Annotated in this window: 13 protein-coding genes; 1 reads left to right on the forward strand and 12 read right to left on the reverse strand. The window is 66.3% G+C overall.

Features of this window, described 5'->3' with window-relative positions; genetic code table 11:
- Window positions 1–302: 302 nt before the first annotated feature.
- From AB0E78_RS33500 to AB0E78_RS33510, 3 genes are all read right to left on the reverse strand, one after another.
- Window positions 303–1,352, reverse strand: coding sequence for a major capsid protein (locus tag AB0E78_RS33500; protein ID WP_361840684.1), 1,050 nt, complete (start codon window positions 1,350–1,352; stop codon window positions 303–305).
- Window positions 1,349–1,780, reverse strand: coding sequence for a head decoration protein (locus AB0E78_RS33505; RefSeq protein WP_361840686.1), 432 nt, complete (start codon window positions 1,778–1,780; stop codon window positions 1,349–1,351). The genes AB0E78_RS33500 and AB0E78_RS33505 overlap by 4 nt, the downstream gene beginning before the upstream one ends.
- Before the next feature lie 108 nt (window positions 1,781–1,888).
- The gene (locus tag AB0E78_RS33510) at window positions 1,889–2,551 is read right to left on the reverse strand and encodes a hypothetical protein (protein ID WP_361840689.1); all 663 of its coding nucleotides are present in this window, start codon (window positions 2,549–2,551) and stop codon (window positions 1,889–1,891) included.
- A 193-nt stretch (window positions 2,552–2,744) separates the two neighbouring features.
- Here AB0E78_RS33510 and AB0E78_RS33515 point away from each other — a divergent pair, with 193 nt between their 5' ends.
- On the forward strand, window positions 2,745–3,323 hold the full coding sequence (locus AB0E78_RS33515; RefSeq protein WP_361840692.1) for a hypothetical protein: 579 nt from the start codon (window positions 2,745–2,747) through the stop codon (window positions 3,321–3,323).
- On the opposite strand, the gene AB0E78_RS33520 is transcribed toward AB0E78_RS33515, so the two are convergent.
- From AB0E78_RS33520 to AB0E78_RS33560, 9 genes are all read right to left on the reverse strand, one after another.
- On the reverse strand, window positions 3,313–5,082 hold the full coding sequence (locus tag AB0E78_RS33520) for a hypothetical protein (RefSeq protein ID WP_361840694.1): 1,770 nt from the start codon (window positions 5,080–5,082) through the stop codon (window positions 3,313–3,315). The genes AB0E78_RS33515 and AB0E78_RS33520 overlap by 11 nt on opposite strands.
- Before the next feature lie 320 nt (window positions 5,083–5,402).
- A complete protein-coding gene (locus AB0E78_RS33525; protein ID WP_361840696.1) occupies window positions 5,403–6,941 on the reverse strand; it encodes a terminase family protein in 1,539 nt (512 codons plus the stop codon).
- Window positions 6,928–7,470: a hypothetical protein gene (locus tag AB0E78_RS33530; RefSeq protein WP_361840699.1), complete on the reverse strand. Its 543-nt coding sequence runs from the start codon at window positions 7,468–7,470 to the stop codon at window positions 6,928–6,930. Before AB0E78_RS33530 ends, AB0E78_RS33525 begins: the two co-directional genes overlap by 14 nt.
- Window positions 7,471–7,668: 198 nt before the next feature.
- Complete coding sequence (locus AB0E78_RS33535) at window positions 7,669–8,343, reverse strand: isochorismatase family cysteine hydrolase (RefSeq protein WP_361840701.1); 675 nt, start codon at window positions 8,341–8,343, stop codon at window positions 7,669–7,671.
- A 131-nt stretch (window positions 8,344–8,474) separates the two neighbouring features.
- Complete coding sequence (locus tag AB0E78_RS33540) at window positions 8,475–8,735, reverse strand: hypothetical protein (protein ID WP_361840704.1); 261 nt, start codon at window positions 8,733–8,735, stop codon at window positions 8,475–8,477.
- Window positions 8,736–8,808: 73 nt separating this feature from the next.
- Window positions 8,809–9,993: a methionine--tRNA ligase gene (locus AB0E78_RS33545; RefSeq protein ID WP_361840706.1), complete on the reverse strand. Its 1,185-nt coding sequence runs from the start codon at window positions 9,991–9,993 to the stop codon at window positions 8,809–8,811.
- Between the two features lie 419 nt (window positions 9,994–10,412).
- Window positions 10,413–10,931 carry a hypothetical protein gene (locus tag AB0E78_RS33550; protein WP_361840709.1) on the reverse strand — a complete coding sequence of 173 codons (519 nt, stop codon included), beginning with the start codon at window positions 10,929–10,931 and terminating at the stop codon, window positions 10,413–10,415.
- Window positions 10,897–12,384: a ParB N-terminal domain-containing protein gene (locus AB0E78_RS33555; protein WP_361840712.1), complete on the reverse strand. Its 1,488-nt coding sequence runs from the start codon at window positions 12,382–12,384 to the stop codon at window positions 10,897–10,899. Before AB0E78_RS33555 ends, AB0E78_RS33550 begins: the two co-directional genes overlap by 35 nt.
- Window positions 12,381–13,046, reverse strand: a complete 666-nt coding sequence (locus AB0E78_RS33560) for a ParB/RepB/Spo0J family partition protein (protein ID WP_361840715.1) — start codon at window positions 13,044–13,046, stop codon at window positions 12,381–12,383. The genes AB0E78_RS33555 and AB0E78_RS33560 overlap by 4 nt, the downstream gene beginning before the upstream one ends.
- Window positions 13,047–13,207: the final 161 nt, after the last annotated feature.

Below are 13,207 nucleotides of genomic sequence, written 5' to 3' on the forward strand. Positions count from 1 at the left end.
ACGGGCTGTGCGGGGGGGTGCGGGGTGGGGGGGCCGGGGGGGGGGGGGTGCCGCGGCCACGCCGCCGCCCCCCCGCCGCGAGGGTTGGCCCTAGGCGGGCTTCGCCCTCCGGGCGGACGTAGGGCTCCCCGACTTCTGGGAGGCCAGCGGATCGTCTTCCCAACAGCGGGGGTTGGAAATCTGCTCGGCGACGGCCGGGTCTGCTACCTGAGTGCCGGCGAGGAGCACCACAGGAACGTGCTCGACCGGATCGAGGATGTGCACGGCTGTGGCCAGTACACCGGGGGAGTGGACGGCGGCGCTCACAGGACGGTGGCGGTGATGTGGCAGTCCGGCGAGTACAGGACCGGCATCGCGGCGGCGGCGCCCTTGGTCCAAATCTGCACCGGGTCGTCCTGGACGTCGCGGGTGATGACGATGCCGGGGGAGTCCTCCCGCTCGATCTGCGGGTTCGTGCCGCGTGACAGGGCGAGGGACTCGGTGGTGGTGCCGTACTGGGTCTGGCCCCACTTCGCGCGGTCTGGCGGCAGCATGATCCACCGGTCTTCCGGCAGGACCCGCTTGGACACGTCGTCCTGCCACACCTGAGCCTTGTAGAAGGTGACAGGCGGGAGCCCGTACGTGCCGCGCACTGAGTTGACCTGCTCTGGATTGAGCGTCGCCGTCGGAGTCTGGCCACCAGCAGGAGTGCCGTAGTAGGCCGCTCGGTAGGACTGGTTGCTGACTAGATGCGACCAAGCCTTGCGGGAAGTGAGGACCATCTCCGGTGCCGGGGCGCCGATGGAGTCGAGGTAGTCGATCCACCGAAGCTCATCCGCGATGGGATCCGCTGCAGGGTCAGACCACGGCTTCGGCGCCGTAGGCATGTTGGCCTGCGGTACGCGGTAGTCCGCCTCGACCGTGAGGCCGTTCTCCCCTGCGAGGGTGAACTTGCCGTCCAACAGCACGTCACCGGCAGCGAGTTCGAGGCGGGAGCGGATCGCTTCGACGTGGCGCTCCACATCGTCGTACAGCAGCTCCACCAGGCGGTCCTCGTCAGCGCCGCGCGAGGCGTCCAGGAGGAGCTGCTCCATCTCGCCGACGAGGAGCTTCTGGCCGAGCGCCGGCAGAGTGCCCTCGGTCTGCGTGGACTCGGCCTGCCGCTTCGCGAACGGCACGCTCGTGTCGTACGCCCGGTAGGAGGCGGTATTCACACGGCGCTTGCTCTGCCGAATGCGCCACTTCACGTCCTGCACCTTGGTCTCGGCGAACACCGTCTGGGTGAGCAGGAAGTCGCCGGGGTTCGGGATAGTGCGGGCGTAGACCGTGAGGTCGGCGACAGAGACGTTCTTCAGGAGGTCGGCGACGCTCATGCGCTTACCGCCCCGAGGAAGCGGATCTGCGCCCCGGCCGGGCTCGGCGCAATCTTGGCCGGGTCAATGCCGCCCGGGATCTTCGCCGTGTTCACGGTGCCGTGCCAGAACAGTGCTGCCGGGATCTTGGTGATGCCGGAAGTGAACGGCGCCTCGGCATACACGAGGCCGGCGAAGACCTCGCGGCCGTCCTTGGCCGCGGGATCGTATGCGCCGAAGAGCCCGGAGGCGGTGATGCGTCCGACAGGGACGCCCGAGCGGACGTAGCCGTGCGGCTGGGCGGCGGACGGTTCGACGTAGTGGGTGTTCCTGGTGAGCTTCGTCAGGTCGAGGGTGATGGTTTCCGTGGAGTCGGTGCCATGCCGGGACGCGAGCCAGTCCCGGTTCGTGGTGGCCGTCACGGAGGTGGTGTACGGCTGGATGCTCAAGCCGTTTCTCCTGGTGATGCGGTGCGGTCGCGCACTCACCGGATGGTGGAGCCGTCCACGAGGAGAAGCGAGGCGTGGTCCCCGAGCGGGTGGTTCGAACTCTGAGAGCTAGTCGGAGGCGGAGATCAAGCCGCGGCGACGGGCCATCTCCAGGCCAGCCGCGCCAGGGGTGCGTTCGATGCCTCCGGGATGGGGCGGCGGTACGGACGCGGGAGCGCCGCCGGGAGCGGCTGGACTCGAACCCGCGGAGGCGGAGAACAGCTCGGGCCGGCGACCCTGCAGATCCTGGACGGCTTCCTTGAGCGCGGGGTCGTCCACATCGTCTGTGACGCGCAGCAGTGCCATGGCATCGTCGAGGTCGCGGCCTGCTACTCCCGCGCTTACGAGCATGGAGCGGCGTGAGGCTTCTTGCTCTTTCGCGGACGCTGCTGTTTCGCGGGCGAGGGCGGCCTGCTCCCGGTCGGCGAGCGCCTGTTCACGGCGCTGTGTCTCGGTCAGCTGCTCTTGCTCAACTTGGCGAACCTGGGTGATGAACTCCTCGAGAGCTGAAGCACTGGGAAACCCGAGCTTGTCGACGAGGGTGCGGACCGCGGCACGACCACCCTGGTCCTTCTCTCGCGCCATCAGGGCGTTCAGGTGCTTCTGGCTGAGGCTGAGGGGCGCCTCGTCATTTGAGGGGTCCTCTGCGGAAGCACCCAGGATGGGGAGGATCGGGCGGCCGTCGCGGCGGAAGCCGAGCGCGATGTTCGGGTCAGGCAGGGTGCGGGTCATCAAGAAGTGCTGCTCCCAGACGGCCCCGCGCCGTACCCGAGTCTACTGACGTGAACAGCAGCCCCGCGATCACGTCGCAGGAACGATGGGCAGACAGACACAACAACTTCGGGCGAACAGGGTAAGCGCGGATATATGGGGTTGAAGCGACCCGCCCAGCAAGATCAACAGTTCGCTTCATCTCCGTATCCTGATGTTCAGGACCTTTGGGGGGAACATGCGCAAGTATCCGCACCGTACGAAGCTGGTCGCAGTCCTCGTGGGAACGTGTGTAGTGACGGCCGCCGCGATGTTGCTTGTCACCGCGGAGGGGGACGACTGGGATCGCGTCCTCACCTACTCGGAGCGGACGGCGATCCCCGTGGGCGGTGGCCGTATCGAGGTCGCCTATGAATCGGTAGATAAGGCGTCATCGAATATCCCCAAGTACGGCGACCGGACTTACACGCCGCACGTGTCGGTGACGGCGTACAACGATTCCGCCGAGGCAAAGACCTACACGATCAGATTCGACGTGTCGCGGTCTGGAGCTCCAGTGCACGCCAGCAGCAACGTAGTGACTATGTCCGGGGTGCAGCCCGACAGCAGGAGCCACGCCCAGTACGAAATCACGCAGAAGGAACGCAGGGGGGAGCCTGGCGAGGCTGCGGAGGACGGGCTGCCGTCGGAGCAGGAGACATACGTCGACAGCCCGACGGGCAAGGACTTCACCCTGGAGATACGAGAAGTGAAGTCAGAGAAGCACTACACAGAATCCGGCTCTACTCGCTGACATCATCTGCCTCTTCCTCGGGGGCCGCTGATTCGGTGTGCTTCCGTCTGGTGCCCGTCTCGGACCGTTGCCCGGCCCTGATCCGTTCGAGTTCCTGACGGGCGTCCTCGATGGGGTACCCGGCGTCTTGCAGCATGCGAATGCCTGTCTCCAGCGAGAGCACGCCCGCGGTAACGCCGCGCACCACCTCTTCCAAGATGGCCGTCCGGTCGGTGGGGGTGTGCGGGCCGAACACGATCTGAGCAGACAGCGGGGCCCCTGCAGCCCAGCCCTCTGTACGACCGGCTTGGTGGATCCGCTGGACCATCTTCAACAGCAGCGCGTACTTGTGGGCGCGCGCGAGCCGCATGGAGTCGACCAGGGAGTCCAGTGGGCCGAGGGACAGCTGTAGGGCGTATCCGCTGGGCACGTCGGAAGGATCGACGGTTCCCAAGCTGACGGCGGGGAGCCGGGCGTTGACGGCGGCCCTGTCTCGGACCTCCTCGACCCGGGCACGCAGCTCGGCGAGCTGGTGCGAGGTGTCGAGGACGTCCATGCGGCCGCCGTCGGCGAGCGCGAAGATCGTTCCAGGCTCGACCGCAAGCGGTTTGGGCCTGCCGGTTACGCGGTCGACCTCGGGGCGTGCTCCGGCCAGGCCGATGATGGGTGCGCCTGTGGTGGCGGAGGCGCGCGCGGAGTCGGTGTCGGATTCCGCAAGTTCGTCGAGTGCCTGCATGACCTTCGCGAGCGTCGGCTGCCCGAAATGCTCGCCGTCGGAAACCGTGTTGCTGATGTGGACGAGCGGGATGAAGTCCAGCCGTAGGTCCAGCTGGTGCAGAACCTCTCCGTCTCCGCGGGTGCGGAAGCGGGCCTTGTCCAGCGGCAGTTCGTCAAGGGACTGGCCATGACGCAGATCGTCCAAGGACCATTCAGCGTCGGTCAGGTAGCACGTAATAGTCGACGGCCGACCAGATGCCCAGGGGTAGAGGCGCTCGATCTTGCGGGAGTCAGGGTTGTAGCGATCGCCTGGCTCGACGACGAGCCCTCCGGCCCCATCGCCGACTGGCTGCCGTACCCCCTGTCCGTCCACTCCCTCATGACTGCGTGTGGATGGCTTGATGGGACCGAGTTCGTACGTGATCCGTCGCAGCCTGGCCTTCACGCCCCTCTTGGGGTCTTCAGGGAGCTCCCAAGCCAGGTGTACGCGCTGCGGATAGTCGCCAGGGTCGGCATCGTCCTCGAGTACGGGGAAGTAGAAGCCGGGGTCGTACGTCTTGAGACGCGCTCGCTGTTTGTCCGGATCCCAGGCCAGCAGGTACAGGCCGTCCCCGAGGAGCACGGCCTTGCGCTCGGCGGCCTGCATACGCAGCGGCAGTAGCTCTGCCTCCGCCCACGCTCGCAGACGCTGCTGTACCTCCGCGGCCGCCACAGCTTCGGGCGCCGGGGTTTCGTCGGTGGCGTGCTCGGCGCCGGGCACGATGATCTGCTGCGACTTGCCCAGCAAGTGTGCGAGAGCGGTGTCGACGAACGTCGACGCATCGCCGAACTCCCGGCGCTCGGTGGCTGCTTCGTTACCTGTGTGAGCGGCGAGTTCTCCGGCCTGGTTGTTGTCGTATGCCGCCATGAGCTTGTACGCGGCGAGACGACGAACTGCCTCATCGGGCAGCCACGTCGCGTGAAGCTGAGGAGTCAGAGAGCGGTGAGGCCGTCCGTCGTGCGTGGCGGACATGACCGGCTTGTAGTTGAGCCACGACCAGGAGTCGGTGAGGAAGGTGCGCAAGCCCACGGGGTGAGGTCCGTAACGTCGGCCCCGCGCCCTCTTCACCCTAGGTGATCGAGAACCTGTGTCAGTGGGGTGGAGTGTGGCGCAGCACCTCCTCCAGGCCGGCCTCGGTATCGAGCACGTCGCGGAGGCGTTGCCGCAATGCGTGGTGGTGCTCGCCCAGTACCTGCTGCCCACGGTTCTCTACGGGGTTGTCCCCCTAAACCTGCGCCATGACCGTTCTCCTCCCATTTGTGACGGGCCCGTGGCTTGACCCGTCATGAGTAAGAGGCGCAGCAGGGTGCTGGCGTGAACTCGCCGATGCGACTTCTCCGTACTCATCGTCGGCCGGACAGGCGGTTGTCGCCGTACGGTGTCGACGTGGAACTTGCCTGACTGGGTCCGGCGAGTTGTGTGAGCGCGTGAACAGCGGCGTCCATGCGGTCCGGTGAGTCCATGCCGGCGACCCACGTCACCATCTGCTGCTCTAGCGCAGGCCATTCACCGACGTGGTGCACGCGGCCTTGCTCGTAGAGCTGGGCGATCGGCTCCGCTCGAAGGCGCTTGCCTTGTTTGGCGGTCACCGGCAGCACCGCGGGCATCAGCATGTTCTCCGTGCGCTGTTCGCGTTGGAGTCCCTGCCACGCCTGGTGGAGGATCTGCGTGCTCATGTCGCCGCCGAAGTTTGACTCGACCACGATGGCGTCGGCCCGCAACTCGATTGCAAGCAAGCATGCTTCGCGGCCCCACGCGTCTGCTCCGCGATTACCGGAGCGGTCGTCCAGGACGTAGAGGTGACCGTTGCGGTCCGACGCTGCGGCGACGATGCCCGTCTCGTCGCCGACAGCGGACTCTCCGCCTGCCGGGTCGACGGCAACGACGATGCGGGCCAGGTCGATACCGCGCAGCTGCGCCGCGCTGGTCCGGTTCTCTGTGATCCACGACCACTGCCACACACCGCCGTCCTGCGGGCGCGGCTGCTGCATGTACAGCGACCACCACACGCGCTCGCCCACGGAGCGGCGGATCTCGGAGAGCGCCTCGGTGTCGTACCGCTCCGGCCACAAGGCGGTGCCGATGGGGCGGCCGAGTGCGTCGTCTTCGGCGAGGGCGAGGGCGGGCAGGTCGATGACCGTCCATCGGTCGCCCTCGTCCGCGAGGACACGGCCGGCGAGGTCGTCCTCGTCCCAGCGGGTTTGGATCAGGATCACGGAGCCGCCAGGCTCGATGCGGGTGAGCAGGACGGCCTGCCACCACTCCCACAGCCGTTTGCGCATGGTGGGGGAGGAGGCTTCGGCGGCGTCCTTGATCGGGTCGTCCACCACGGCCAGGTGGGCGCCCTTGCCTGTGAGGCCGCCGCCGACACCGGCCATGACGGCGCCGCCCTCGGTGCCGGCCAGGTCGAAACGGTTCGCGGCCGATGAGCCGCTGCGGAGGCTGATGCCGATCTGGGGGCCGTAGTTGAGGATCGCGTCCCGAATCCACCGGCCGTGATCGTCGGCAAGGTCGGAAGAGTAGGAGGCGATCATCACCCGGTGCTCTGGGCGACGCCGGAGGTACCAGAGCGGTGCCCATCTGGCGGCTCGGCGACTCTTGCCATGTCGGGGCGGCATCGTCAGCAGCAGCTTCGTCGGCTTCCCGGCCGCAACCTGCTCGAACGCCGCGTCGATCTTCGCCAGGTGCGGAGCCTGCATCTCGCGCCCGTCTGTGAGGACGGAGGCCATCGCACCGGGGGAGCGGTTCATCGCCAGCTCGCGCTCGATGCGCAGGAGCTGCGCACGAAGCTCGGGGGTGGAGGCTGCGGCTATCTCACGGCGGCGCTGTGCGGGAAGCGACCGATAGATTTGGAGGACCGCAGCCTCGTCAGGCCTCGCCACCCTCGCCGTCGGCGAGGCTGATCAGCCGTTCCAGCTCGTCCAGACCGGCGGTCTCGACCTGAACTGCCCCACCGTCCGGACCCGACAGCTCCGTGCGCACGGGCCGGTCCAGGCCCAGGAGGCGACTGCTGCGTTCGATGATCCGCACGGCCCGGTCGACGGCCTGATAGTCGCCGTTGCGGATCGCGGCCCGGTAGACGCCGAAGAACAGTCGCTCGAGTCGCTCCACCATGAGCTGACGCAGCTCATCGGAATTGGTATCCAGGGCAGTGGTGCGCTCGACGAGGGCCTTGGAGACGTCCTTGCACGCGAGCTCGATGAGCCGCTTGTCGGTGGGAGGTTCCAGGCCTCGTTTGTACTTGTCGATGCCGTACCCCTGCGGGTAGGCGGCACCATCTGTATTGATCGAGGGGTCGGCGGCGAGCTTGCGGCCGATTGTCAGCCAGTCGACGCCGGCGAGCTTGAGGTCGATCGCGTCAGCGCGGCGCTGGGTGATGGCAGCCCGGGTGGCGCGGTTGGGGCGGCCCATGACACAACTCCCTGGGCCCCGCGCCTACTGTCCATGATCCCTGACTCAGCCGCGAACCGCGGTGACCTGCGCGTTCACAAAATCACGATCCGGGATACAGGGGCGCCCGCAGAGACAGGAGCGGCGGTGGCGCTCCAAAGCGCACTGCCGGCCGCACCTCGCGTCGGCCGGGGACGACGGCAGACCTTCCAGGGGCTTTCACCCCTTGAACAAGTCGAGCACATCCAGGGTGGGACGCACGTCGCCAAACGTTCTGTAGACGGTGTGCAGTGTGGCGTTGTGATCCTGATCGCGACCTGCCGCGTTCGCGTCGGCCACCATGATGACCCGGAAGCCGAGGGTGCTGGCATCGCGGGCCGACGACTCGCAGCACACGTTGGTGACAGTTCCGGTGATCAGGACCGTATCTACGTCGCGCTGCTCCAACAGCTCAGGAAGGTGGCAGCGGCCAGGGAAGAACGCGCTGGGCGCGGATTTCTCCACCAACAAGTCGTCGCGGTGGACCAGGAAGTCTTGCCAGAGACGGTTGGCCAGAGGCCCGGTGCCACCAGAGGTGCGGAAGAGTTCGGCGACTTCCGGGCCGAAGAACTCGTCACCCACCGCCGTACGCTCACCCACCGCCGGCAGGACCCAGGCGACCGTGCCGCCCGCCGCTCGAAGGCTGTCCGCGAGGCGGCTGATGTTCGGCACGATGCCTTGGCAGTACGGGTTCTGTGAGACGAAGAAGGGCACCATATCGATCACTGCCAGGGCGGTGCGGGCTGGGTCAAGGTGCGTGAACGCGAACCGGCGGCTACGGCGTTCCTCCTGCCGGGCGTACTCCCGGTCTTCTATTCGCCATTCATGCTGCTTCGCGTCGATCTCCGGCAGCAAGAGTCCCCCCGTCCTCAGCACCAACATGATGACGTGAGCTGGCCAACCTACCGGCTGTACAGGGGCGGTGCGGGAGCGACGGAGAAGCCGCTCCTGCTGGAAGCGTCACCAGGGTGAGGTTGAGCGTCGACCTATGCGTTGCCCTCGGCAATGCGAGGGGACAGCGGGTTCGCAGGCGGCAGGCTCCCATTGATCTCTGCGCATTGCCCGGCGATCCGGGAGGCGGCATCCGGGAGGAAGGGCTGCAACTGGTTGCTCAGTACGCGGCATGCCTGAACGAGGGCGGCGAGGACCGTGTCGAGGCGTTCCCCGGCCTCCCGGGCACCGCTCTGCTCTGCCTTGGCCAGCTCCCAAGGTCGGGTGTTGTCGATACAGCGGTTGGACTCTTCCACGATCCTCCAGACCGCGGAGGCTGCCTTCCGCAAGTCGAAGCTGGATAGGGCCGTTTCAACCTCGTCCGGGACGCTACGGCAAGCCGCGGTCAGCGGTTCCGTGGCCAGAGCCTCGGCGCGGGGCAGGGGCACGTGACCCTCTCGGTAGCGATGGACCATGGTCACGACCCGGTTTACGAGGTTGGCCGCCCGCCAGGTCGGCGTTGGCGCGGGCGATGAGCCGCTCCCGGGTGAAGTCGGCGTCACCGACCCTGGGGACTTCCCGCAGAAGCCACCAGCGCACCGCATCGGCGCCGAACTCGTCGACGAGGTCCGCAGGGTCGACGGTGTTGCCGCTGGACTTGCTGATCTTGCGTCCGTCGACGGTGAGGTAGTCGTGGACCAGGATGTCGGTGGGCAGCGGCAGCCCTGCGGACAGCAGCATGGCCGGCCAGTACACGGCGTGGAAGCGCACCACCCCCTTGCCGACCAGGTGGATGCGTCGGTTGCTCTGCGCCCACCAGCGTTGATAGGCCTCGGCATTGTCCCCGTAGCCGAGGCTGGTGACGTAGTTGCCGAGCGCGTCCCACCACACGTAGACGACCTGGCTGGCGTCGCCCGGTACAGGAATGCCCCAGCCGCGGGCTCGGATGTGGGAACGGGAGATGGAGAAGTCGTGCAGCCCGCCGGCGATGAGGGCGAGGACTTCGTTGCGGCGGGCAGCCGGTTCGACCCGCAGGGTCCCGCTGGAGATCAGTTCGTGCAGGGTGTCGGCGTAGCTGGACAGTCGGAAGAACCAGTTCTCCTCGGCGACCAGTTGGGGTTCGGTGCCGTGCTCGGTACATCGGCCGTCGACGAGGTCGGCCGGGGTGTAGAACTGCTCGCAGCCCACGCAGTACAGGCCCTCGTAGTGCTTGCGGTACAGGTCACCGGACGAGGCGCACTGGCGCCACAGCCGCTCCACGCCGATGCGATGACGCGGGTCGCAGCTGGTGCGGATGAAATCGTCGAAGGAGAGCGCCAACGGTTCCCGCAGCGCGGCGAACGCCTCGGCATTGCGGTCAACGAGGGTCTGGACGTCGACTCCTTCGGCCTCGGCGGCCAGGACGTTCTTGAGTGAGTTGTCGTCGGTTCCGCTGAGGAACCGAACCTCATCGCCGCGGTGGCGGTGGTGCCGGGCGAGGACGTCTGCCTGCACCAGTTCCAGGGCAAAGCCGAGGTGCGGGCGGGCATTGACGTACGGGATCGTTGTGGTGACGTAGTGGCGTGGTGCGGTCATCGGAACCTCCAGTAACGAGGCGGAGCTCCGAGTCCTTGAACAGACCGAGGCCCCGTCTCGGGGCCTCGGAAACGCGCGTGTCCGGTATCAGCAGCCCCGCTGGCGGGGCATCATTTCGATTCGGAACGAAGGCGCGATCATGCGGGGATGCTAGCAGCGGTGCCCGCGTTCGCGGCGAGCATTTCTGACTGGAGGCGAGGCGTTGCCGACCGAGCCGAACAGCCGAGCTCCGCGCACCGCGGCCGCAGCCGAGATGCGCAGAGCAAGCAGGTCGGCATCGGCGATGGAGCTCCGGACGCAAGGAAGTCACCTGACAGGCTGATCAGGCCCGTCGGACAGGCCGCAGACGTACCAGATCCACACGGCGGACTCGGTGGGCGGCCCGCGATGGCCGGCCACCTCGTCCACCGATCAGCCGGTCAGGCGAATGTCAGTTGCTCCGGGCCGTTCTCGTCTGCATCACCTCCGGGCAGGGGTAGCGCGTCTGGTACGTCGCGGTTGATGCGCAGCCACCAGGCGAACTGCCAGTTCCTGCAGGTCCGGTACAGCCGGGAACTCCTATTGCCCGCGTCGAGCGGAATGGAGTGCTCGCCCCATCCGAGGATGGGGCGAGCGTTGGTCAGTCGGACGCCGAGGCCTTGTACGAGGGCGTCTCCCTCCCAGGTCTCGCCGGGTGTGTGCTCGAATGCCAGGTGTGCATTGCGGGGCCAGGCCCAGGGGATCGGTAGTGCACACAAATACCAGGCGACTGGCGGATTCGCCGTGGGAAGATGGAGTGTCTGCCGGCGTTGATGGATGTTGATGTGTGGCCGGTCGCATTCTCCGAACGTCTTGAGGCAGTGCTGTGTCAGGTCGATTTCACGGATGCCGGCCAGCCACATGATGCGATAGCTGTCACGGGCTTCAATGTCTATGCGAACCCTGCTCGAGTCCGCCATCGAATGCATTACCCTGCCCCTCCAAATTAGAATTCCTATCCTCGATCAATTCTAGCAAAATTGCCAGAATTCCGCTGTGCTTATTGTGTCGGAATTCGTCAGGGTAGGGCATGTTGAATTCCTCCGAGAATGCCAGTCGGTATTCCTCGATCGGCAGGACCCGGGGGTGCTTGCAGACGGCCTTGACTGTGGCCCTTGTGGTGTCACTAATCTGCACGTCCTCGAAGTACCGGGACAGCAGGCCGCGCAGCGACTCGGGTGTGTGGTAGCGGATGCGCTGCCACTTGCCGCGCACGAACCGCATGTCCACGTTCTCGCTGTCGAGAAACGACAGGCGAGTGGAGTCGCGGCTAATGGAGTGCTCGGACTTCTCGTACGTCAACTCTCGCTCCAAGTTACGCGTCCCGACGCAGACTTGCCCGTCCGCCGCACAGAGCGCGTTCACAGTGGTGAGCACCCAGTGCTGGTAGTCGAGGGAGGTGGTGGCGTTGATGACAGAGTCGAGAACCACCACCTCAAAGAGGCCGTTCTCCTTCAACTCGCGTTCGATGCCTCGGATCTGGCCCACGATGGTGCGGATGTCGACGGCGTACTTGCCCTTCAGGGTGCGGTACGGCTCGTAGTCGTCGATTCTGTAGCCCTTGCCGCGCAGGTGACGTGCGTAGTCGCCGTGCCCGGAACCAAAGTCCACCACCCGGTGGGAGGTGGTCAGCCACGGCAGGACGAGGCGCTCCCATACCTCGGACTTATAGCGGACCTTGTCCGCCTTGGCCTTCGAGGAGTGCTCGCGCAGCCGGTTGGGCTGCACGATGTGCTGATTCCACACCGGGGCCTGCTCTTCGAGCCCTGTCCAGTCGTAGACGCCGTACTCGCCGGTGAGGTCCTCGACGAGCTGGCCGGCATCGAAGGAGGCCACGGTCCAGGCGAGTATGTCGAAACGCTGGGCCTTTGCGACGGCCGCGTACTCGGCATTGAGGACGACGCGGCCCTGGTCATCGATGACTACCGAGCCCCACGGGCCGTGGGCGGCGGTCATGAAGCCGATCGCCTGCTGGAACGGCAAGTTGCGTGACTCTTCGACTTCAATGGTCTGCCACGGAATCCAGCACCACTGGCCGATCGGCCCCGGCTCCGCGTAGACGACGGAAGAATCAGTCTCGACGCGGTTGTGCAGGAGGTTGAACTTGATCTCGTCCTGAAGCCGCACCTTCTGCGGAAGGATCATCGCTGGCGTCGTCGTCTGACCGATCGCCTTCAAGGCCTTGGTCCTCTGGTGACCTGCGACCAGTGTCCCGTCGGCATTCAAGATCACAGGCTTCACCCCACCGTGGCGGCGCAGCGATCCCTGGAGCCTGACGAACGACTCCTCGGATAGGCGTCGAGGGTTGTAGTCCGCGGGCCTCAGCTTCTCCAAGGGGAAGACAGGGTCGAACCGTACGTCGAGAGGGTTCACGCGACCGCTCCTTCTGCGGCCTGGTGCTCCTCGTTGAGGATGTGCCAGCCGAACCCGAGGTCGGAGTCGTGATCGCCGACGAAGTTCTTGTACAGGGCATCGAGCAGCTCGACTTCGGCCTGTGTGATCCGTACGCGGGTGGAGGACCACTGCATGTACCCCCACTGCAGGTAGTCCACCGTCGCCGCAGCTCCGGTGTCCGCGCCGTCGGTGGGCAGCTCGATGGGTGCTGGGAGTGCCGTCTCGTCCAGGAGCTGATCGAGCTGGTCTTGGTCGTAGCCCGTGCCCTGGAGGTTGGGGAGTTCGGTGAGGATGTCCGCGAGGAGCACGCTGTCGTACCCGGCGAGATCGCTGGTGCGGTTGTCGACGATGACGATCTTCGCTGCGGCGTCGTCATCCACGTCGAGCCAGGTGACAGCGATCTTGTCCCAGCCGAGCTGTTTGGCCGCCTTGAAAGTGTGATTGCCAGCGAGGATCTCCCCTGGACGCCCGGTCAGAGCGCCGCGGTTGACGACGATCGGCCGGTACTGTCCGTTGACATACAACGACTCGGTGATCGAGTCCAGGTCACCGGTACGCGGGTTCCGGTGGTACGGGACCAGCTTATCGACCGGGACGGCCAGGTCCGCGAGTGAGGCCGGTATGCGAAAAGCGGTGGGCATGCTGCTCCAGCCCCACGCCCATCCCCGAGCCTAGGCGAGCCAAGCGAGGGCCTACGCCAGCAGGCTGGGCAGCCCAGTCGTTGTCAAATCACCCGCGTCATGTCTCGCGGCAGTGTTCTCTGGGAACGTTTCTTGATCGGCAGTATGGGACAACGGCCGAT

This window comes from Streptomyces sp. NPDC032198 (genome assembly GCF_040636975.1).
In the GTDB taxonomy this organism is placed as follows: domain Bacteria; phylum Actinomycetota; class Actinomycetes; order Streptomycetales; family Streptomycetaceae; genus Streptomyces.